Genomic DNA, 19,991 nt, shown 5'->3' with positions numbered 1-19,991 from the left:
ACCCGGTCTTATTCGACATTTGCTATCCTGTTGCATACCGGATGGCATCATCACAAACGACGGACCGAGGCACGCGGAATAGACTCATGGGGACGATAGCGTTACTGGCTATCGTGCTGTTGATCGCGGCGGCGGTCGGGCAGTATCGGCTGTTTTCGTATCTGGCCGCGCTGTTCATCGTGGCGAACTTCGGCGCGGCCGCCATCGAGCGAAACGACGGCGAACTCGACCTCGCGCCGTACACCGGGTTGGTAGCCGGATTGGGCGTGATTTTCGTCGTCGGGTTCACGATAATTTGGTCGCAGTGGAACCCGGACGTGACCGAGTACACCTACGTTCTGGGACTCCCGGTTTCGACGCTGGCGTACTTCGTCTTCCTCTGGTTGCTCCCGATCCTCGGCGCGCTCTACTACGCGCTCGTCTTTCCGGAGATCGGGAACGACGACGCGGTAGACGACATCCTGGACGAGGCGCGACGGGTTCAACGACGGGAGCGGTTCCCGTTGTCGGTCGCCAGCCCTGAACCCGATGGCGGTGTGGGTAACACGGAGGGGACGCCATCGGAGAACACGGCGTCCGGAACCCCACAGAGCGCGACCCAGGAGTCGTCGCAGGCCGAAGGAGGTAACCGGCGATGACGCCCCTTCCGATCCCGCTACAGGAGATTCCGGTCACCGACAGTCCGTACGTCCTCCTGTTCGGCGGGGTCTATCTACTGATCGTGCTGGGAATCGGCGTTTGGGGGTACCTCCGAACGGAGAGCACCGAGGACTTCCTCATCACCGGAAAGAGCATCGGGACGTGGGTGCTCGCGTTGACGGCCTTCTCGGTCATTCAGTCCGGGTTCGGGTTCGTCGGCGGCCCCGAACTCGTCTACTCGTTCGGGACGACGGCGCTGTGGATCTTCTTCACGGCCCCGCTCGGGTTCATCATCACGTGGGTACTCCTCGCCAAGCGAATGCGCCTGCTGGCGGACATCCGCGACGTGTTGACGCTCGCGGACGGGATGTACGTCAGATACGAGAGCGCGTGGGTTCGCGGCCTCACGGCAGTCGCCGTCATCGTCGGCGTGATGGCGTATCTGGCGACGAACCTCGCCGCGCTCCAGTACGTCATGCGCGCCATCTTCGGCCTGTCGGTGATGTGGGGACTGCTCATCGGCGCGTTCATCCTCCTGCTCTACAGCATGCTCGGGGGCATGATCGCGGGCGTCTGGACCGACTTCGTGCAGGCGATCACGATGATCTTCGGATCGGTGTTCGTCTTCGCCTACGCGCTGTCGTTCGGTGGCGGGATGAGTTCGATTTCGCACAACCTCGCCACTGCCGACCCGGCGTTCATCTCGCCGTTCGGCGCGATGGGCGCACCCACCGCGACCATCTTCACGGCGCTCGGGTGGTGGATCCTGTTCTCGGTCGGCGCGGCCGGACAGCCACACCTGGTCACCAAGTTCTACATGAGCCGCAACCTCAAGATCCTGCGCTGGGGCGCGCCCATCGCGGCGGCGACGTACGCCATCTCCAGCCTCCTCGCGTTCTCGACCGGACTGTCGATGCGCGCGATGGTCGAAGCCGGTTCGACCGCCGCCCCGAAGAGCGCCTCCATCGTCGGCCCCGTCTTCGTCCTCAACCACACGCCCGGTGCGGTGGCCGGACTGATCCTGGCGGCGCTGCTCGCGGCCATCATGAGCACGAGCGACTCGTTCCTCAACATCGGCGCGGCGGCGGTCTCCCGCGATATTCCGCGGGCACTCGGCCGTCCCATCGACGACGATAAGACGGAACTTCGAGTGACGCAGGCCGCGCTGGCCGGTCTCACCATCGCATCGACGCTCATCGTCTTCTACTCGCAGACGCTGGTCGGGATTCTCGGCACCATCGGCTGGGGGTTCTTCGCGGCGGCGTTCTTCGCCATCGCGGCCCTCGGCCTGAACTGGAAGGGCGCGACGAAGGAGGGCGCGATCGCCGCCATCCTCGGCGGGTTGGCAGTCAACCTGTTCTACAGCGCCGTGCCGCATATTGCGGATGTCGTTGCCGGGATGGACGGATCGCTTCCGACACCGGTGGTCTCCGGCGCGGAATGGATTGCGACGACCGTTCCGAACCTCTACCCGTTCACCGAATCGTTCCCGGTCGGAACGGTGGCGCTGTTGGTCGCCATCGCGCTCTTCGTCGGCGTCTCGCTGATAACGCAGGACCGACGAACCGTTCCGGAGGACATCGCCGTCCTGCTGGAGGGATAGGATGAGCATGACCGAGACACGAGACGGCGAGGACGAAACGCGTATCGCCCACCTCTCGGGGTGGTTCCGTCGGCGACCCACGTCGATGGAGTACTGGGAACTCCTCGTCACGGAGGAGCGTCTCGTCTGGTGTTTCGTCGGCGAATCGTTCAAATCGCTGCTGTTGCGTGCGGACACCGGGGAACGTGGCCGTCGCGAAATCGCGGACGTGTCTCCGGACCGGGCGCTGTCGCTCGACGAGCGGAACTTCGCCGTTCCGCTCGACTCGCTGGAATCGGTTCGACTCCGAGACGGCACCCTGTTCCGGCGGGCGAAGTTGGTGGTGACGTGGAAAGAGAACGACGAGGCCGACTCGTACGAACTGTACGCGACGAAAACGGCCGATTCGCAGGTTGACGATGTCGAAGCGCTCGCGGACGACCCGCGACTCTCGCACGTCGATGTCGGCGTCGAGACGACGGACGGGTTGTTCTGATTTCGGTCGCGTTTCTGTTTTTTTTCGGGTTACTTGCCGATCAGCGCGTCCTCGGAATCGACCTCGGGGAGGACGCTGACGACGCGTTCGAGGAGTTTCCCCTCGGCACGCCGCAGGTTGTTCGAGGTTGCCGTCTTCGAGATATCGAACTCGTCGGCCAACATGCCGAGCGTCGCACGTCGGGGGGTCTGAAAGTATCCCCCTTCGACGGCTTTCGTGAGCGTTTCGCGCTCCGTCTCGGAGAGTTCACGGCAGCCGTCGATGACGTTTTTCGCCGCGCCGAGGTGCTGGATCACGTCGAGGTACTCCTCGAACGACGTGGCGTTTCGACTCTCGACGCGAACGTCGTTCCCGTCCTCCAACTCCGAGAGGGCGTTGTCCGTGTTGTCGGCGGTGTCGAACCCGACGCTCCACAGTTCGCTCCCGTCGCGGATCTGAAACGGTCCGGTGATGTAGCCGTCGTGTTCGCGGATCGTTCGCATCGCGTTCGTCTGGCCGATGAAGGACTTGATGACCGCCGTGTCCCCCCGCCGCGAGAGCAGTTCGAACTCCAGCATTCGGTCGTGTTCCTGGAGCGCGCCGAGGCCGTTCGTCAGCGCCCCCGGATCGTCCCCCTGCACGAGAATCCTCGTCTCCAACTTCTGCTTGGCGGTGTTGAAGTCCCAGTGCATGGTGTGAAACGAGACGTCCGTCTCGTCCGTCACGTCGATGTACGGACAGTCGTACTGCACCATGTCCATCGTTACCGAAATCATAATCCAACTCATCGTTCATTATGGAAATAGATGGCGGAACCCATCTTTTTTAAGTAATTCTACAACGAGAATGTAATCTCGGGAGGTCTCCCCTATCTGTCGAGTTTTCCGCGCAGGACTTTCGCCGCCGTGAGTATCGGGTCCCAGACGGGACCGAACGGCGGTGCGTACGCCAAGTCGAGATATTCGACCTCTTCGACGGTCAGTTCGGCGTGAAGGGCGGTCGCCACTGTATTGATTCGCTGTGCGACCCCTTCGTGGCCGACCATGCTCGCGCCGAGGAGGCGTCCGGAGTCGCGGTCGGCGGTCACCCGAACCGTTATCGGCGACCCGCCGGGGTAGTAGTGCGCCCGCGATTCCTGCTCGATGACCTGCGAAACGGGATCGAACCCGGCGGTTCGGGCAATCTCGTGGTCGATGATACCCGTCCGGGCGACTTCGAGGTCGAACGCCTTCACGACCGCCGTCCCAACGATGTCCCCGACGGGTGTCGGTTCTCCCGTCACCGTTTGCCCGATCGCCCGTCCCGCCCGGTTGGCGGTCAACGCGAGCGGTACGTAGTCCGGCGACCCCGTCACAGCGTTGCGCGCTTCGGCGCAGTCGCCCGCCGCGAAGACGTGGTCGTCGTTCGTCCGTCCGTACTCGTCGGTCGCGATGGCACCCGTCTCGCCCGATTCGATCCCGTTCTCCTCCGCAAGTTCGGCGTTCGGTGCGATGCCGGTCGCCACCAGCACCACGTCCACCGGAACCCGTTCACCACCCGCTTCGATTCCGGTGACGCGACCGTCCTCGCCGACGATGCGTTCGACCGTCGTGTCGAGGGAGAGGGAGACGCCGTTCGATTCGAGATGGTCTTCGACTTCCTCGGCGACATCCGCCCCGAAGGGGGCGAGCACGTGCGGTAACATCTCGAAGACGGAGACGTCCAGGCCGCGGGCGTCGAACGCTTCGGCCATCTCCAAGCCGATGTAGCCGCCACCGATGATGCCGACAGCGTCGGGCGACGTCGCGGCGAGGTACTCGTGCACCTGTGCGCCGTACCCTTCGCGGAACTCGTCGCCCGGTACCCCCGTCGCTGGTGCGAGGGCGCGCTTGACGGTCGCCGCCGACTCCATGCCGTGGAGCGTGAACACGCCGTCCAACTCCGCACCGTCGATGGGAGGGACCACCGCCCGCGCCCCGGTCGCGACGAGCAGGTCGTCGTACGACTGCTCGATCCGTTCACCGTCGTGGACGGCCGTGACCGTCATCCCGTTCCGGTCGATATCGACGACCTCGTGGTTCTGTCGCAGATCGATGCCGCGTTCCGCGACCGCCTCCGGAGTGAGCGTGACGAGGTCGTCCAACGACTCGATGTCGTCTTTCACGTAGTACGGAAGTCCACAGGCACCGTAAGAAACCCACTCGCCCTTCTCGAAGACGACCACTTCGAGGTCGGGGTCGTCCCGCTTCGCCTTGCTCGCGGCGCTCATTCCCGCAGCGTCACCACCGATGACGACGAACGTTTTCCCCATACGGGACAATTGGACGGTGACGGCTAAAACAGTATTGCACAAACCGGGCAATACGAACGGTGCGAACGGGTCGAACGGCTCAGTCCCGCTCGCCCGAACCGAGGGCACTCTCGCCGACGGGTTCGTGACCCTCGATGACTTCCGTGCCGCCCATGTACGGGCGGAGCGCTTCGGGCACCGTGACGGTGCCGTCGTCGTTCTGGTAGTATTCGAGGATGGCGACCATCACGCGCGGGAGCGCGAGGCCCGAGGCGTTCAGCGTGTGGAGGTATTCGGCCGATTCGTGGCGCTCGGGGCGGTAGCGAAGCCCCGCGCGCCGCGATTGGAAGTCCTCGAAGTTCGACGCCGTCGAGACTTCGAGCCAGCGGCCGCCCGCTTCCGGCCCGTCTTCCATGTCGTCGCCCGGTGCCCACACTTCGAGGTCGATCTGTTTGGTCGCCTTGAAGCCGAGGTCGCCCGTACAGAGTTCGAGGACGCGGTACGGTAGTTCGAGGCGTCGCAGGACCTCTTCGGCCTCGTCCAGGAGCGCATCGAGGCGGTCGTAGCTCCCCTCGGGTTCCACGAAGTTGACCATCTCCACCTTGTTGAACTGGTGGACGCGCACGATGCCGCGGGTTTCAGTGCCGTGCTCACCCGCTTCGCGCCGGAAGTTCGGAGTGTACGCCTGATGCTTCAGCGGCAGGTCGTCGCGCAGGAGGATGTCCCCGGCGTACATGTTCGTCACCGGTACCTCGGCGGTCGGGCACAGCCAGAGGTCCTCGCCCTCGATCTTGTACGCGTCCTCGGCGAACTTCGGGAGTTGGCCCGTCCCGGTCATCGAGTCGCTGTTGATGGGAATCGGCGGGAAGATGTCCACGTACTCCTGTTCGCGGTGAACGTCCAGCATGAACTGCATGATGGCGTGTTCGAGCCGCGCGCCGTCGCCCTTCAGGAAGTAAAAGCCGCTTCCGGTCGTCTTGGCCGCCCGCTCCTCGTCGATGATGTCGAGTTCCTCGCCGAGGTCGTAGTGTGGCACCACGTCGGCGGGCAACTCGCGCAAGTTCTCGAACCCTTCCCGGCGGACCTCCACGTTGTCGTCCTCGTCGGCCCCGATGGGGACGCTTTCGTGCGGAACGTTCGGGATTTCGAGGCTTCGTTCTTCGAGTTCCTCCTCCAGTTCGCTCGCGCGCTCCTCGATTTCCTCCAGTTCCGCCTTCAGCGCACTCGAACGTTCGATGGCTTCCTGTGCTTCCTCCTCCTTGCCTTCCTGCTTGAGTTCGCCGATGCTGCGGCTGACCTCGTTTCGCTCGTGGCGGAGGTCGTCGCCCCGCGATTTGAGTTCGCGCCACTCGGCGTCCAACTCCAGAAATCCGTCCAGATCAACGTCGTCACCTCGGTGTTCGAGACCCTCCCGTACTTCGTCCGGGTGTTCCCGAATGTACTTCCTGTCGAGCATTCCTGTCTCGGGTTTCAACACCCCTGCAAAAAACCGTGTCGCTATCGAGGGATACTGTGACACTGTCGGCGACGGGAGATATCGAATCGTTTCAATCCGTCGGCTCGGAAGGTAGAGCGAGTAACGATTACGCTATTTCCGCGAGACCACCCACAAGATCACGCCGAGTCCGACGAGCAGCAGTGCGTACGAACCGGCGGCGATTGCGGCGTCGGTCGTCGTCGCATACCCGTCCATCTGAAACGTGATAACCTTCCGAACGAGCGCGATGAGTCCGGCGTACACGGTCGCCCGGACGACACCGACTTCGCCCTCCGACTCGACGTAGGCGATGACCGTCCGATAGATCTCGGCGACGATGAACAACAGGAGGATCACGTCGATGAGTTCGAGCAGCGTTCGCGGATCGGTCGCACGTCCGGCACGGAGAAACGAGAAGGCGAGAAACCCGAAATCCAGGAGACCGACGACGAACAAGCCGACGAGCAGATAGGCGGCAACGAGTTCCGCGATGCGCATCACCGACTCCGAGTAGGCGACGGCCCCATCGATGTCCATGTGGTCCGTGCGATTGCCACCACCGTAGAATTTCCGCCGGAACATCACTTCGTGGCGTAACCCTCCGGAGTATCGCCGAACCACGACGATCGTTCAGTCACACGATCGTTTTTACCGCCGCTCCGCGTAGTATCGCGCATGAACGACCCCGACATCACGCCCGCCGTCACCGCCGCCGCGGACGACATCTCCGAGATGGAGATCCGCGGGGCGGCGACCATCGCGGACGCGGCAGCGGCCGCCATCGGCGAGCAGGCGCAGGCCAGTGAGGCCGACACGCCGGACGCGTTTCGAGCGGAAATCCGGGCCGCCGCGCGACGACTCCACGAAACCCGACCGACCGCGGTGAGCCTTCCGAACGCGTTGCGCTACGTGCTGCACGGGATGGAAGGGGATACCGTCGAGGAACTGCGCGCGAGCGTCATGGCGACCGTCGAGGAGTTCCGATTGGATCTCGACCAGGCGCAGGACAACCTCGGTCAGATCGGCGCGAACCGCCTCCGCGACGGCGACACCATCATGACCCACTGCCACTCGACGGACGCGCTCTCCTGCGTGCGAAAGGCGTTGGACGACGGCAAGGAGATCAGCGCCATCGTCAAGGAGACCCGACCACGGAAACAGGGTCATATCACCGCCCGCCAACTCCGGGACTGGGACGTCCCGGTCACGCTCATCGTGGACAACGCGGCCCGCCGGTATCTGGACGACACCGACCACGTCCTCGTCGGCGCGGACTCCATCGCCGCCGACGGGAGCGTCATCAACAAGATCGGTACCTCTGGGTTGGCCGTGAACGCCCGCGAACGCGGCGTTCCAATCATGGTCGCGGCTCAAACCCTGAAGCTACATCCGGGGACGATGACGGGCCACACCGTGGAAATCGAGATGCGCGACGAACGCGAGATTCTCCCCGACACCGAGCGCGAGGAAGTGGGCAACGTCCGCGTCGAAAACCCCGCGTTCGACGTGACGCCGCCGCGCTACGTGGACGCGATCGTGACCGAACGCGGACAGTTCCCGCCCGAGAGCATCGTGACGCTGATGCGAGAGATGTTCGGGGACCAACAGAAGGGCGAACCCTGGGACGAACGATAGCGGTGCCCAAGTCGTTAAGCCAGTGGAAACGCTAGACGGGACAGTATCATGGCGGTCATCGCCGAGCTCACGCTGAAGCCGTCCGACTTCCCGCTGGGAAAGCTCCTCACCGCTGGCATGCGGATCCACATCGAATTCGAGCGAATCGTTCCCGTTGGCCCGCGTGTCGTCCCGGTTTTTTGGGCGTGGGGGGACGACATGCCCGAATTCGAGAAGCGGGTGCGGGACGGGCCGTACGTCAACGATCTCACGGAACTCGACCACGTCGACGACCGTGTCCTCTATCTCATGGACTGGGAGATCCCCGACGAAGCGTTCCTCGAAGGGCTTCAGGAAACGAACGGTATCATCAGGACTGCGGAGGGATACGACGACGATGATTGGTCGTTCGAACTGCTCTTTCCCTCGTACGATGATCTGTCCGAGTTCCACAGCTACAGTCTGGAAAACGACATCGAGTACACCCTCGGACGGATCTACACCCTTCGGGAGGCGGGGAAAAACCAACTCTCCTTGTCGCTCACCGAGAACCAGCGGGAAGCGTTGCTCCTCGCGCTCCAACGCGGCTATTTCTCCACGCCGAGTCGTGTAACGCTCGATGAGTTGGCGGCGGAACTGGATATCAGCCAACAGGCGCTCTCCGAGCGCATTCGACGCGGAAACGAATCGCTCCTCCGACAGACGCTCCTCGGTTCCGAGAACGACGACAAACGTGATTGACTTGTCAGATCCGGTTGTACTTATAAATCCCCAGTTCGAACAACCCCATTTTTGAATCCGGCGCGTCCGGTATCCCTCGAACGGATCCGAAATGAAGGAAACCAGTTCCCGTCGACGTTCCCCGCTTTCCGTGAGCGACATCCTGGCGGTCATGGCCGACCCCCATCGCCGCAGGCTCCTCGATCATTTGTCGTCGACGTCCGAGAACCGGTGTTCGGTCTCGGAACTCGCCGACGCGATCCGGTCGGAAGCTGACGGGACCGTACAGTCAAAAAAGCGCATGCGGCAACGACTGCTCCATGTTCACCTTCCGAAACTGAGCGAACTCGGACTCATCGAACACGACGAAGGGTCGAACGAGGTTCGATACGTCGAGTCCACGCCAGTGGAAACCGTTCTCGACCAGATACGGTCCGACTCCGACGGCGATTCCGTCAGAGGTTCTCCCGACGACGATTCCATCGATGCGGATACTTCCGGCGACGGTTCCGCCGATGGGGACACGTAGCGGTTGCGCTCGATACCCGTCGGTAGCCGCTGTCGTCGTACGGAACACGATTTAACGAATCGTCGATGTGAAAGTGGCACAGACCGCAAACCTTTCCACACCTCCGTTCGCGTGTCGGTGTATGGTACTGCCGGACGGGTTCGCACTCCCCCCATTACCGTATCTTCTCCCGCTTCTGCTGGCGGTCGGTGTCGTTCTCTGGTTGCTTTGGGAGGCAGAGCCGACTATCGGGGAACGAACCGTCGTATCGCTCGCGCCGTGGATGGTCGTCGGCGCGGGATTCAATGCGTTGCATCAACTCCCGAACTCCCCGGTTCCCGACGTCATCGATCCACTGTTCGGGACGTCGTCCGTCTATCTCACGACATTCGTACTGGCGGGAGTCGTCTGGCTACTCGCGATCCATCAGCTTCGAACTCCCGTCCCGCGTGCGCTCGCAGGCGTCGGTTTGGTGGGCGTCGCACTCGTCCTGATCGTTGCGCTGTGGTTCGGCATCGAACACGACAGCCTTCGGCTGTTCTGGCCGTTCGTGGCGCTCGTCGTCGCGGTCATCCTGACGGGGATGCTCTGGGCCGCGACGCAGTTCTTCTATCCGGATGTCGCCATCATCACGGGTGCGGTCGGCGTCCTCACGCTGTTCGCACACGCCTTGGACGGCGTCTCGACGGCCGTCGGCATCGACGTTCTCGGGTTCGGGGAGCAGACCCCGCTCTCGCGGGCCATCCTCGAAATCGCCCATTCGATTCCGGCCGGGGATTCGCTCGGCGTCGGCTGGCTGTTCGTCCTCGTCAAACTCGCCATCGCCGAGTTCGTCGTCCTCCTGTTCGCGGATTACGTCGCCAGCGAACCGACCGAGGGCTATCTCCTGCTCGGCGTCGTCGCCGCCGTCGGACTGGGACCGGGTGCACACAACCTCATCCTGTTCGCCATCACGGGCTAAGTCGTCGGGATTTTTTACTCCTCCCGAGGAACGTGAACGGTATGCCGTCCACGAACCGCACCGGGGGAGTTCGCGTCGTAACTGCGGGACACATCAACTGGGATGTGACGCTCAGAGTGGACGCCTTACCCGAACCCGACGGAGAAGCGCGCATTTCCTCACAACAGCGCTCCGGCGGCGGGAGCGCAGCGAACGTCGCCGTCGCGCTTTCCCGCATGGACGTTTCGACCGGCCTCATCGGGAGCGTCGGTTCGGACGACAACGGTCTGCTGGTGCAACGCGAACTCACGAGCGCAGGCGTCGATTGTACGCACGTCCTCGAAGTAACGGGCATCGAGACCACGACGAAGTACCTGATCGTGGACGAAAGTGGCGAGGTAATGGTGCTCGGCAACGAGGGTGCGAACGAAACCATCGCACCGGACGACGTCGAACCCGGATACGTCCGTGCGGCCGACCACCTCCACCTGACCAGCCAACGACCGGACACGGCGGCGGAACTGGCTCGAATCGCGACGGAAGCCGGGGTGACCGTCAGTTTCGACCCCGGCCGTCGCCTCGCCGAACGGGACTTTTCGCGGGCGCTCGCCTACTCCGACATCGTCTTTCTGAACGACCGCGAGGCAGCGACGATTCTCGACCGTGATCTGGAACACCCCTCCTCGGAACTCCACGGGCGGGTCGTCGTCATCAAACACGGTCGGAACGGCGCGCGGGTCGACACGACCAAAGGCGTCTACACCCACCCCGGATTCGGCGTCGAATCGGTGGATTCGACCGGTGCTGGTGACGCGTTCGCGGCGGGGTTCATCACCACCTTGCTCGACTCGGCCGACTACGAACGGGCGCTGGAGTTCGCCAACGCCTGTGGCGCGCTCACGTCGATGGCTGCCGGGGCGCGGACGTCCCCGACGCGGGCCGATGTTGAGGCGTTCTTCGACGAGCAGTTTTAGATCTCGTTCGGGCCGCCAGCGCTCTGTACCTGCCACCCGCCGCGAATTCCACAGGCTTCCCGCACCTCGTAGACGATTTCGGTTTCCGGTCCCATCCGCTCGCCGCCTTCCACGGATTCGACGTGGAGCGGGACGTCGAGCGTATCACCACAACAGCCCACGTCGAGGAACTCCTCCCACACGTCGCCCGCTTGGACGTGATCCTTCGTCTTCCGAAGGTACGCGAGGAAATGCCTCGTCCCGACCTGGAACCGCCCCCAGTTGCTCAGATCCTCGGGATACGAGACGACGACTCGGGTCGCCGATTCGCTCGTCTGCTGTGCGTTTTCTGTCGCCATAGTGATGTAGAGGAGCGCGAGACAATTATGCCTTCGTACGACTTTTTCCTCTTCACACTCCCGTTTCGCATGACTGTTTTGGCCGTAGTAATTAAGAAAGCTTATTCAGGGCCGTCCCGGACCCATCCGTTATGGTAGAGTTTCAAGTACCGGAGGTCGATTACACCCGGTACTCGAATCGGCAATTAGCGGGGGTTCCCCTCGCCATTCTCGTGCTGGCGTTGCTTGTCCTCGCCGGTTGGTACATGGCAACCGGCGCACCAGTGACGCCCGGCATCGATTTTACAGGCGGAACGGAAATGAGAATTCAGACGACCGCGTCCCAACATCACATCGAGACGTCGTTCGATTCTCAGGTCGCGTCGGTGACGCCGTCAGCATCGCAAAACAACGTGTACATCGTCACGTTCCAAAGTACTGATACGAATTCGTTGACGAATCAGGCACAGAGTAACGGGTACCAGATACTCTCGAAGCAGAGTACGTCCGCGAACTTCGGGGCAGGTGCCCAGCAACTCGCGCTGTACGGTATCGTCGCGGCGTTCGTGGGGATGAGCGTTATCGTCTTCCTGATGTTCCGCTCGTTCGTCCCCTCCATCGCCGTCGTCATCTCCGCGTTCGGCGACATCGTGATTCCGCTCGCGTTGATGGACGTATTCGGCATCAAGCTTTCACTGGGTACCGTCGCCGCGCTCCTGATGCTCATCGGTTACAGCGTGGACTCGGACATCCTGCTCAACAATCACGTCCTCCGGCGCTCGGGTGACTTCTACGAGAGCACCTACCGCGCGATGCGAACCGGTGTGACGATGACGGTCACCTCGCTCGCCGCGATGGCCGTGATGACCCTCGTGTCCGCCTTCTTCCAGATCGGGCTTCTCACGTCCATCGGCGTAATCCTCGTGATGGGACTGGCGACCGACCTCATGAACACCTACATGCTCAATTTGAGCCTCCTTCGCTGGTACAAATACGAAGGGGTGGCGCGATGAGCATCCGCGACCATTGGCGTACCGGGTTGCTCCTCATCCTCCTGCTCGGGAGCGCGTTCGCGCTCTTCGTCCCGCAGGGTGGGAGCAGTAACAGCCTTTCCGCAAACGCCACCTCTTCCGGTCCGACCAACCTGAAGTACGGGCTCGAACTGGCGGGCGGGACGCGAATCCGTGCGCCGGTCAACGGCGTCACCGCCGAACAGGTACACATCGCCAACGGAACTTCTCAAACCGACCTCCAGAAGAGCGTCGCCAACAACATCAAGGGCGTCGGCCAGGCGGACGTGAAGTTCCGGGCCACGCAGTCTGCGACCGTCGGTACCGTCGAGGTGTACTCGAAGAACGTCAAACCGGCACAGCTGACATCCGCGCTCGACGGCGCGAACATCAAGCACGGCACCGTTCGACAGGGAGTGACCGCACAGACCCGCTCGGAGATCGTCAAGGTGTTGAGCGACAAAATCTCCCGCGCCGGACTCGCCGGTGGCCGCGTCCAACAGGTCACGGCCGCGAACGGCGACCACTACATCCAGATCGAGATGCCGAACGCGAACGAGTCGGAGATGCAGGATTTGGTCACCCACCGCGGTCAGGTGTCCATCGTCGCCCACTATCCGACGGACAACGGCACCGCGAACACGACGGTGATCACCAAACAGAACATCACCAACGTCGGGCCTGCACAACAGAGCCAGCGGGACCAAACGTGGGGCGTCAGCGTCTCGCTCACCGACGGCGGTGCGAAGTACTTCTCCAAGGTGATGAAGGATCGCGGATTCACCAGTTCGGAGGGTGTCGGGAGCTGTAACTACCCAGCAGAACCCGCGAACCAGACGGGATACTGTCTCTACACGGAAACCGACGGAAAAATAGTGTCCGGCGTGAGTATGGGAAGCCTCGCAAGCTCCATCAACAACGGCGATTTCCAAAACAACCCGACGTTCACGATTACGACCGGTCACAACGCCTCCGAGGCGCGTAAGATCCAGATCAACCTGCAGGCGGGTGCACTTCCGGCCTCGCTCAACACGCAGGCGGGTTCGACGACCTACCTCGCGCCGAGTCTGGCGAGCCAGTTCAAACTCTACTCGCTCCTCGCGGGTATCGCGGCGGTGCTCGCCGTCAGCGGCGTCGTCTTCATCCGCTACGGCAAGAAGGAAGTCGCCTTGCCGATGATTCTGACCGCGCTTTCGGAGGTGTTCATTCTGCTCGGCTTCGCCGCGGCGATCAGTTTGCCGCTCGACCTCTCGCACATCGCGGGGTTCATCGCGGTCATCGGGACCGGGGTGGACGACCTCATCATCATCGCCGACGAGGTGATGAGCGAAGGAAAAGTCAGTTCCTCGCGCGTCTTCCAGTCGCGCTTCCGCAAGGCGTTCTGGGTCATCGGGGCCGCCGCCGCGACGACCATCATCGCCATGAGTCCGCTGGCAGTCCTCTCGCTCGGCGACCTACAAGGGTTCGCCCTCATCACCATCCTCGGCGTCCTCATCGGCGTGCTGGTGACGCGACCGGCGTACGGTGACATCCTGCGCTACCTGCTGACGGACAGATAACCCGACCGAAACGCGACTTTTTTCGGCCTCATCGAATTCAGTATTCATCACCTACGGCCACCGTAGGCACCGTCTACTCCCGAAACGATGCTTCCCTTATAACCGCCACAGCGTCGAACCGGGGACGATGTTGGAATACCTCCAGCACGGCAGACGACGGGTCGCCGTGGAGATGGAGCGGCTGCGTCTGCGGCCGGACGCTCACCCACGAGACACGGCGCAGGCGGTACGGTCGCTTCCTCCCGAACCGGCGGTTTTGTTTCTCTGCCTCGGAAACATCTGTCGCAGTCCGCTCGGCGAGCGCTATCTTCGGGAGCGACTGCAGACGTCGGAGTTCGACTGCTCGACCGTTCGCTCGGCCGGGTTCATCGAAAAGGAAGGCCGGTCGAGTCCCGACGCGGCGGTCGCCGCCGCGGGGGAACTCGGTGTCGATTTGTCCGATCACCGTTCGCAGTGCGTGGACGAGATCATGTTGCGCGAGAGCGACCTCGTCCTGCTCATGGACGCGTGGAACTACTGGTATCTCAAACGCGACTACCCTGACGCGCTCGAAAAAGCCTACTTCGTGCGGTCGTTCGACTCCTCCCCGGAGTTCGAAATCGAGGACCCGTACGACGCCAACCGGGCCACGTTCCGGCGGGTGTATGGCGAAGTCACGGGCGCGGTGGATGCGTTTCTGGCAACCGTCGAAGACGGGGAAAGCGAGGTAAGCGAGAACGACGTAGTGAATGGGAAAGTCACGAAGGAGGGAACGCGGGCGGAGGACCGGAGCGCATGAGCGTCGTCGTCCCGGCCATCGCGGCGGGAAGCAGCCTCGCGTGTATCCGTTCGCTCGGTCGGAAGGGAATCCCCGTCATCGCGGCTTCCGAATCCCCCGACTCGCCCGCGTTCGCGTCGAAGTACGTCGACGAACGCGCGTCCCTTCCCGCACCGACCGACGACATCGAGGGCTATCGGGACGGGTTGCTATCGCTCGCGGAACGGCCTGACGTGGAGACCATCGTTCCGCTCCGGGAACCCGAGAGCTACGTCCTCTCGAAATACCGGGAGCGATTCGCGGAGCACGTCGCCACGCCGTGGCCCGACTTCGAGACGATGGAGTCCGCACGAGACCGGAACCGGTTGTTTCAGCGGGCAGAGGAGGTCGGGATTCCGATTCCGGAGACGAAGCTCCTCACGGAGTGGGACGACTGGCGCAACGACACGGTCGTAAAATCCCGGTACACCGTGCTCGTCCGCGACAACCGAACGCAGTATCCGGGCGTGCGGTTCGTCTCCGGCGATCCAGACGAACTTGATACCCCCGACGAGGACCGCCTGATCGCCGAGATGGGCCACGTCCCAATCGTCCAGGAGTGCATCCCCGACGGGACGGAGTACGGCTTTTTCGCCCTCTTCGACCACGGCGAACCGGTCGTCACCTTCCAGCACCAGCGAATCCGGAGCTACACCTACTCCGGCGGTGCGAGCGTCTTTCGGCGGGCCGTGTCGATACCCACGCTTCACGAACAGGGCGTTCGGCTCCTGTCGGCGCTCGACTGGCACGGCCCCGCGATGGTCGAGTTCCGCCACGACCCGCGCGACGGCGGGTTCAAGCTACTCGAAGTGAACCCGCGCTTCTGGGGATCGCTACAACTCGGGGTCCACGCGGGCGTGGACTTCCCGTATCGCTACTATCAACTCGCAAACGGGGTTCGAAAACCGGATTACGGCTACACGGTCGGCACGGGGAGCCACATCCTTCGGGGCGAACTCGTCTACCTCGTCAGCCTGCTGCGCGACGATTACGACCACGTCGAACGGCCGTCGGTTCCCAGCGCCGTCGCTCGCGTCCTGTTCTCGCTGGCCACGGACCCGAACTTCGATTACTTCTCCCGGGACGATCCGGGACCGTTCCGCCGCGACCTGACGAACCTCGTCGAAGAGTATGCGCCCTCGAAAACCGCACCGCTCAAACGAGCCATATCCACGCTGGTCGGCAAATGACCGTCGAAAATCAGAACTGATCGAGTCCCGACTGTTCTCGGGCGGCCAGCACGTCCTTGCTCGTCCGCCACGAGGTGCGGGCACAGCCCGGCAGTTCGCCGTTGGCTTCGACGTACTCGCGCAGGAATTTTCGGGTGTTGGGGTCGCTCGGATAGCCGCTGCCGACCGCGCCGTGTTTCTCGGCGAGTCGCGCGACGTGCGCGTCCCGCTCGACCTTGGCGACGATGCTCGCCGCACCGACGATGGCGTGGGTCTCGTCCGCCCCGTGCTCCGCCTCGATTTCGACCGTCCCGTCGATTTCTATTTCCCCCTCGATTCCTCCCCTCTCTTCGACGCCCGCCGAAACCCGCCGGGCGAATCGTGCTTCGCTGGTGTCACAGGCGTCCACGATTCCGCGCGCGCAGTTCCCGTTTCCGTCGGCGGCGACCCGCGAAATCGCCTCGACGTGGGCCGCGACGGTCAGCGTGTTCATGTCTGTCTCGGGGTCGTCGATCCGCTCCGTCGTGATCTCGGCGACGCCGACCGAGATGGATTCGTCCGCGCGAATCGCCGCCGCGAGCGCCTCCCGGCGCTCCGGCGAGAGGTTCTTCGAGTCGTCCACGCCGTCGGGGAGGGCCGCGGGGTCGTCAACCGCGATTGCCGCGGCGAACATCGACCCCAACACCGGCCCGCGCCCCGCTTCGTCTACACCGAACACGACCGGACGATGGGAGTGGGACACCATGGTCGTTTCTGATTCACCGACGGAAGGGATGTGATTTTCACAATTATTTTTTGATGTGGTTACTAGGAAGATGAGTTGCGATTGCTGAGTGCCAGGCTCCGAAAGTCTTCACCTGTTCGCTTCGAGAGACTACCACTTATTCTCAGACCACAGCTACCGAGCCGCATGAATACCGCACCGCGACCGACCACACGCCTCCCCAGCCTCCTCGCTCCCTCCGGAAGAGCTTCGCTCTTCCGTGCTCCCGTTCTCCTCCGTCGCTCACCGGAACTTTGGTCGCTCGTCCCTCGCGCGGGCGCACCAGGGATGCGCCACGGTCAGAGCAACGCTCTGACGAGCCACTCGCTCATATTCGTTCACGAGGACTTCGCGCACCGTGTGGTTGATTAGTATCAGCTATCCCGTTCAGCCAAGCGGCGCGTGCGAGAAACGCGCGCGAGGGATGAGTGACGCTGCGACTGAAAAGGAGCGGCGGAGGGAGTCGGTTGGGGAGGTGTGTGGGTAGTTGCGGTGGTAGTCGGGTGGATAAAAGGGGCCGTCCGGTCGCGCTTGTTTAGTCGTCTGTGCAGGCTCTATCCGCGCGACTGCTGCGGAGAGCGCGGATATCCTGCACAGCGACCGCGAACGGACGGGGCTTTCGAGGCGGTCTGCTTCTTGGTAACTGCAATTCGAACAAAATCATCAAACACCTCTTTGCGTAGCGGGCGGGGGATTCGGTGACTGTCACTCAGGAACTGAAATCACAGAAGGGTCAAAATGAGGACTATCAGACCAGAGATAACAAAAAATCCACTTCCAACACCTTCTCAAACCGAAATCAGTCGGATTCGATGGGTCGGAATCGGTCCCCACCGTCGCTTCCCGCTATTTACTCTTTCAGAGAATCGTCGTGACCGAATATCTCGTCCTCACCTTCGACGGCGACCACGTCCAGCGCCGTGACTTCCGCGCCGACACCCAGTAGTCCGGCCAGACTCGGCTCCGTGCGTCCTTCGTCGCCGCTGACGAGTTCCTTGATGTAGAGGCCGCCCTCGCCGTGGATTTCGACTTCTCCGTGACGCTCGTCGTCCATGTGCCCCTCGATACTGTAAACTTCGCGGACACGCGTGAGGTTGGCCCGGCGGTGGTCCACCCGGTTCGGGGTGAACTGATCGATCGTCGCGCCGTCCAGTTCCTCGATGGCGGCCGCGAGGTCCTTCTCCGCAACGGCCTCGTCGAACTCCACCTGCGCGCGGTAGGTCTTGCTCGCATCCAATCCCTTCACGCGCTCGACCATGTCGTGCGTGGCGAGGGTGAGACTGTCAACCTCCGCCTTTCCGTCCGCGAACTCGTTGATCTCCGCTTCGAGTTCGTCGGTGTCGGGGCGACGCCGTCGCGGTTTCTTGACCTCGATGGCGAACGGGCGTCCCGTCCCGAGCATCAATGCGTCCACGTCCTCGCGGCCCGCGCCGTGGAAGATGGCCTCCTCGCCGTCCATCGCCTCCAGCACAGGTGGCGTCGTCAGTTGTTCGACGCTCTCGTCGTAGAGGAAGCCGCTGCCGCCGCAGTAGTCACAGGATTCCTCGCCGCCGCCCTCGGCGAGTTGCTTGCCCGACCCGCCGCACTCGCGGCAGGGCCATTTCGTTTGGGGGATGTCCCGTTCCAGCTTTCGATAGCGGCCGAAGACGAAGGCGGGGTTCACCTGCACGTCCACGTCGCCGCGTTCGAGGTTGAGGAGCGCGAGCACGTCCGGGCGGTCGAAATCGACTTCCGTGTCGGTGAGTCGTCCGACACGCTTGCCGACCTCGCGGTTGAATTCGGATTTGAACAGCTCACCGGTGTCCTCGGGCAGGTCCGCTAGCTCGCGGAGCAGGACCTCGTTCTCCTCCACGAGCGGTGGTGCCCGCGTTCCGACCTGATACGTCTCGAATCCGACCTCGGCGAGGGCCTCCGCGACCTGTTCCGCGTACGCATCGAACTCGTCGATGAGTCCTTCACAGACCCAACACTCCTCGTCGGATTCCTCGAAATCCTCGTCGTCCTCCAGTGCGACCGCAACCCGGAGGGCGTGTCCACGATCGGTGTTCGTCAGCCCGAAACTTCGGTCGGCGAACTGGCGACCGAGACAGGCATCACACACCGGATCCTCCGCGATGACCCGCCGCGCCGCCGAAAGTACGTCCATATCTCATCCGTGGGAGTCACGCGGTAAACCGGTTTCCGATTGCGTCGAAAAAAGAAAGGGGAAATCAGTCGCGAGTCGGTAACCGATAGTCGTTCGATTACGACGAGCAGTCCCTGGGACATCTCGTTCACGACTTCGAGCGCCACCGCCGTCTTCCCCCCGCTATCCCCCCGATTAGTATGAGACATCTGACAAGGTGGTCCCATGGGAACCCCTCCCGCGAAAGATTTATTCGATGCGCGTTTGGAATGCAACCTCGTGTCGGCAGTATTGTACGTTGTGCATATGGGGAACCGAAGGGGCTATATGCATGCTAACGCAGTGTGACGATATGCCTTCCGAGCCGCCGTTTATCTCTGTTATCATTCCGGTCTATAACGACCCGAGGGGCATTCGCATGACGCTCGATGCCGTCATCGACCAGACGTATCCAAAAGCGGCGTACGAAGTGTTGGCCGTGGACAACGGCTCCACGGACGACACGCAGGATGTCATCAGGAGTTACGAAGAGCAGTATCCCGATCTCGTACAGCTGCTCGTCGAAGACGAGGTGCAGGGTCCCGCCGCCGCTCGTAACACAGGCGTCGCCGAGTCCGAGGGGTCCATCCTCGCGTTCATCGACGCCGACATGACCGTCGAGGAAACGTGGCTCGAGCACGCCATCGCGTCGATGGAATCCAACGATTGGGACTACATGGGTTGTAACGTCGAAATCTACGTCGAAGACGAAAAGGACACCCTCACCGCGAAGTACAACCAGATCTTCGGTTTTCCTATCCAGAAGTATATCGAGGAACAGCAGTTCTCGGGAACGGGTTGTCTATTTACCCGACGCGAAGTGTTCGACGAAGTCGGCAACTTCGACGAGCGTCTGTTCTCCGGCGAGGACCAGGAGTTCGGCAACCGGGTGTACGATGCCGGGTTCGGTCAGCACTACCAGCCAGCGATCACGATGTATCATCCCGCTCGCTCGTCGCTCACGTCGCTCCTGAAAAAGCACTTCCGACTGGGTCGTGGCCGGGCACAGATGCAA

Annotated in this window: 20 protein-coding genes; 13 read left to right on the top strand and 7 right to left on the bottom strand. The window is 62.6% G+C overall.

Annotated features, from left to right (window positions below; all coding sequences use genetic code 11):
* Positions 1 to 86: 86 nt before the first annotated feature.
* From WBV42_RS19750 to WBV42_RS19740, 3 genes are read left to right on the top strand one after another with little or no spacing between them, the layout of a single operon-like run.
* Entirely contained in the window at positions 87 to 638 is a 552-nt protein-coding gene (locus WBV42_RS19750) for a hypothetical protein (protein WP_423987562.1), read from the top strand.
* Positions 635 to 2,242 carry a sodium/proline symporter gene (locus WBV42_RS19745; RefSeq protein WP_423987561.1) on the top strand — a complete coding sequence of 536 codons (1,608 nt, stop codon included), beginning with the start codon at positions 635 to 637 and terminating at the stop codon, positions 2,240 to 2,242. The genes WBV42_RS19750 and WBV42_RS19745 overlap by 4 nt, the downstream gene beginning before the upstream one ends.
* Before the next feature lie 7 nt (positions 2,243 to 2,249).
* Complete coding sequence (locus WBV42_RS19740) at positions 2,250 to 2,717, top strand: hypothetical protein (RefSeq protein WP_423987560.1); 468 nt, start codon at positions 2,250 to 2,252, stop codon at positions 2,715 to 2,717.
* Positions 2,718 to 2,746: 29 nt separating this feature from the next.
* On the opposite strand, the gene WBV42_RS19735 is transcribed toward WBV42_RS19740, so the two are convergent.
* The 4 genes from WBV42_RS19735 to WBV42_RS19720 all read right to left on the bottom strand — a co-directional run bounded on the left by WBV42_RS19735 (position 2,747) and on the right by WBV42_RS19720 (position 6,979).
* Complete coding sequence (locus tag WBV42_RS19735) at positions 2,747 to 3,472, bottom strand: helix-turn-helix domain-containing protein (protein ID WP_423987559.1); 726 nt, start codon at positions 3,470 to 3,472, stop codon at positions 2,747 to 2,749.
* A gap of 92 nt (positions 3,473 to 3,564) precedes the next feature.
* Positions 3,565 to 4,986 carry an FAD-dependent oxidoreductase gene (locus WBV42_RS19730; protein WP_423987558.1) on the bottom strand — a complete coding sequence of 474 codons (1,422 nt, stop codon included), beginning with the start codon at positions 4,984 to 4,986 and terminating at the stop codon, positions 3,565 to 3,567.
* Positions 4,987 to 5,065: 79 nt separating this feature from the next.
* Positions 5,066 to 6,421, bottom strand: a complete 1,356-nt coding sequence (serS, locus tag WBV42_RS19725) for a serine--tRNA ligase (protein ID WP_423987557.1) — start codon at positions 6,419 to 6,421, stop codon at positions 5,066 to 5,068.
* A gap of 132 nt (positions 6,422 to 6,553) precedes the next feature.
* The gene (locus WBV42_RS19720; protein WP_423987556.1) at positions 6,554 to 6,979 is read right to left on the bottom strand and encodes a phosphate-starvation-inducible PsiE family protein; all 426 of its coding nucleotides are present in this window, start codon (positions 6,977 to 6,979) and stop codon (positions 6,554 to 6,556) included.
* Between the two features lie 138 nt (positions 6,980 to 7,117).
* Here WBV42_RS19720 and WBV42_RS19715 point away from each other — a divergent pair, with 138 nt between their 5' ends.
* From WBV42_RS19715 to WBV42_RS19695, 5 genes are all read left to right on the top strand, one after another.
* Positions 7,118 to 8,077 (top strand): ribose 1,5-bisphosphate isomerase, encoded by a 960-nt coding sequence (locus tag WBV42_RS19715; RefSeq protein WP_423987555.1) that lies wholly within the window; start codon positions 7,118 to 7,120, stop codon positions 8,075 to 8,077.
* A gap of 48 nt (positions 8,078 to 8,125) precedes the next feature.
* A complete protein-coding gene (locus WBV42_RS19710; protein ID WP_423987554.1) occupies positions 8,126 to 8,797 on the top strand; it encodes a helix-turn-helix domain-containing protein in 672 nt (223 codons plus the stop codon).
* Positions 8,798 to 8,927: 130 nt separating this feature from the next.
* A complete protein-coding gene (locus WBV42_RS19705) occupies positions 8,928 to 9,305 on the top strand; it encodes an ArsR/SmtB family transcription factor (RefSeq protein ID WP_423987553.1) in 378 nt (125 codons plus the stop codon).
* Between the two features lie 121 nt (positions 9,306 to 9,426).
* A complete protein-coding gene (locus WBV42_RS19700) occupies positions 9,427 to 10,245 on the top strand; it encodes a DUF63 family protein (protein ID WP_423987552.1) in 819 nt (272 codons plus the stop codon).
* 41 nt (positions 10,246 to 10,286) lie between these two features.
* Positions 10,287 to 11,198 (top strand): carbohydrate kinase family protein, encoded by a 912-nt coding sequence (locus WBV42_RS19695; RefSeq protein ID WP_423987551.1) that lies wholly within the window; start codon positions 10,287 to 10,289, stop codon positions 11,196 to 11,198.
* Here the strand turns inward: WBV42_RS19695 and WBV42_RS19690 are convergent.
* A complete protein-coding gene (locus WBV42_RS19690; RefSeq protein WP_423987550.1) occupies positions 11,195 to 11,536 on the bottom strand; it encodes a hypothetical protein in 342 nt (113 codons plus the stop codon). The two genes, WBV42_RS19695 and WBV42_RS19690, sit on opposite strands and share 4 nt — an antisense overlap.
* Before the next feature lie 131 nt (positions 11,537 to 11,667).
* On the opposite strand from WBV42_RS19690, the gene secF reads away from it, so the two are divergent.
* The 4 genes from secF (at position 11,668) to WBV42_RS19670 (ending at position 16,070) form a co-directional block, all read left to right on the top strand.
* Positions 11,668 to 12,528, top strand: a complete 861-nt coding sequence (gene secF, locus WBV42_RS19685) for a protein translocase subunit SecF (protein WP_423987549.1) — start codon at positions 11,668 to 11,670, stop codon at positions 12,526 to 12,528.
* Positions 12,525 to 14,084 (top strand): preprotein translocase subunit SecD, encoded by a 1,560-nt coding sequence (locus WBV42_RS19680; RefSeq protein ID WP_423987548.1) that lies wholly within the window; start codon positions 12,525 to 12,527, stop codon positions 14,082 to 14,084. The genes secF and WBV42_RS19680 overlap by 4 nt, the downstream gene beginning before the upstream one ends.
* Positions 14,085 to 14,211: 127 nt before the next feature.
* The gene (locus WBV42_RS19675) at positions 14,212 to 14,862 is read left to right on the top strand and encodes a low molecular weight phosphotyrosine protein phosphatase (protein WP_423987547.1); all 651 of its coding nucleotides are present in this window, start codon (positions 14,212 to 14,214) and stop codon (positions 14,860 to 14,862) included.
* Positions 14,859 to 16,070 carry an ATP-grasp domain-containing protein gene (locus WBV42_RS19670; protein ID WP_423987546.1) on the top strand — a complete coding sequence of 404 codons (1,212 nt, stop codon included), beginning with the start codon at positions 14,859 to 14,861 and terminating at the stop codon, positions 16,068 to 16,070. The genes WBV42_RS19675 and WBV42_RS19670 overlap by 4 nt, the downstream gene beginning before the upstream one ends.
* 10 nt (positions 16,071 to 16,080) lie before the next feature.
* On the opposite strand, the gene rnhB is transcribed toward WBV42_RS19670, so the two are convergent.
* Both rnhB and WBV42_RS19660 read right to left on the bottom strand, forming a co-directional pair.
* Positions 16,081 to 16,794: a ribonuclease HII gene (rnhB, locus tag WBV42_RS19665; protein ID WP_423987545.1), complete on the bottom strand. Its 714-nt coding sequence runs from the start codon at positions 16,792 to 16,794 to the stop codon at positions 16,081 to 16,083.
* Positions 16,795 to 17,662: 868 nt separating this feature from the next.
* Complete coding sequence (locus WBV42_RS19660) at positions 17,663 to 18,958, bottom strand: tRNA pseudouridine(54/55) synthase Pus10 (RefSeq protein ID WP_423987544.1); 1,296 nt, start codon at positions 18,956 to 18,958, stop codon at positions 17,663 to 17,665.
* A 235-nt stretch (positions 18,959 to 19,193) separates the two neighbouring features.
* Here WBV42_RS19660 and WBV42_RS19655 point away from each other — a divergent pair.
* A partial coding sequence (locus WBV42_RS19655) for a glycosyltransferase (RefSeq protein ID WP_423987543.1) occupies positions 19,194 to 19,991 on the top strand: 798 nt, incomplete at its 3' end.

It is taken from the genome of Haladaptatus sp. (genome assembly GCF_049589095.1).
Taxonomy (GTDB): Archaea; Halobacteriota; Halobacteria; order Halobacteriales; family Haladaptataceae; genus Haladaptatus.
The sequence above is the reverse complement of the archived record's forward strand: the minus strand, read 5'-3'. Positions and strand labels throughout refer to the sequence as shown.

Excerpts from the sequence above, each read along its gene's own strand:
- WBV42_RS19750 (WP_423987562.1), top strand. The coding sequence starts at position 87 with ATGGGGACGATAGCGTTACTGGCTATCGTGCTGTTGATCGCGGCGGCG.
- WBV42_RS19745 (WP_423987561.1), top strand. The coding sequence starts at position 635 with ATGACGCCCCTTCCGATCCCGCTACAGGAGATTCCGGTCACCGACAGT.
- WBV42_RS19740 (WP_423987560.1), top strand. The coding sequence starts at position 2,250 with ATGACCGAGACACGAGACGGCGAGGACGAAACGCGTATCGCCCACCTC.
- WBV42_RS19735 (WP_423987559.1), bottom strand. The coding sequence starts at position 3,472 with ATGATTTCGGTAACGATGGACATGGTGCAGTACGACTGTCCGTACATC.
- WBV42_RS19730 (WP_423987558.1), bottom strand. The coding sequence starts at position 4,986 with ATGGGGAAAACGTTCGTCGTCATCGGTGGTGACGCTGCGGGAATGAGC.
- serS (WP_423987557.1), bottom strand. The coding sequence starts at position 6,421 with ATGCTCGACAGGAAGTACATTCGGGAACACCCGGACGAAGTACGGGAG.
- WBV42_RS19720 (WP_423987556.1), bottom strand. The coding sequence starts at position 6,979 with ATGGACATCGATGGGGCCGTCGCCTACTCGGAGTCGGTGATGCGCATC.
- WBV42_RS19715 (WP_423987555.1), top strand. The coding sequence starts at position 7,118 with ATGAACGACCCCGACATCACGCCCGCCGTCACCGCCGCCGCGGACGAC.
- WBV42_RS19710 (WP_423987554.1), top strand. The coding sequence starts at position 8,126 with ATGGCGGTCATCGCCGAGCTCACGCTGAAGCCGTCCGACTTCCCGCTG.
- WBV42_RS19700 (WP_423987552.1), top strand. The coding sequence starts at position 9,427 with ATGGTACTGCCGGACGGGTTCGCACTCCCCCCATTACCGTATCTTCTC.
- WBV42_RS19695 (WP_423987551.1), top strand. The coding sequence starts at position 10,287 with ATGCCGTCCACGAACCGCACCGGGGGAGTTCGCGTCGTAACTGCGGGA.
- WBV42_RS19690 (WP_423987550.1), bottom strand. The coding sequence starts at position 11,536 with ATGGCGACAGAAAACGCACAGCAGACGAGCGAATCGGCGACCCGAGTC.
- secF (WP_423987549.1), top strand. The coding sequence starts at position 11,668 with ATGGTAGAGTTTCAAGTACCGGAGGTCGATTACACCCGGTACTCGAAT.
- WBV42_RS19680 (WP_423987548.1), top strand. The coding sequence starts at position 12,525 with ATGAGCATCCGCGACCATTGGCGTACCGGGTTGCTCCTCATCCTCCTG.
- WBV42_RS19675 (WP_423987547.1), top strand. The coding sequence starts at position 14,212 with ATGTTGGAATACCTCCAGCACGGCAGACGACGGGTCGCCGTGGAGATG.
- WBV42_RS19670 (WP_423987546.1), top strand. The coding sequence starts at position 14,859 with ATGAGCGTCGTCGTCCCGGCCATCGCGGCGGGAAGCAGCCTCGCGTGT.
- rnhB (WP_423987545.1), bottom strand. The coding sequence starts at position 16,794 with ATGGTGTCCCACTCCCATCGTCCGGTCGTGTTCGGTGTAGACGAAGCG.
- WBV42_RS19660 (WP_423987544.1), bottom strand. The coding sequence starts at position 18,958 with ATGGACGTACTTTCGGCGGCGCGGCGGGTCATCGCGGAGGATCCGGTG.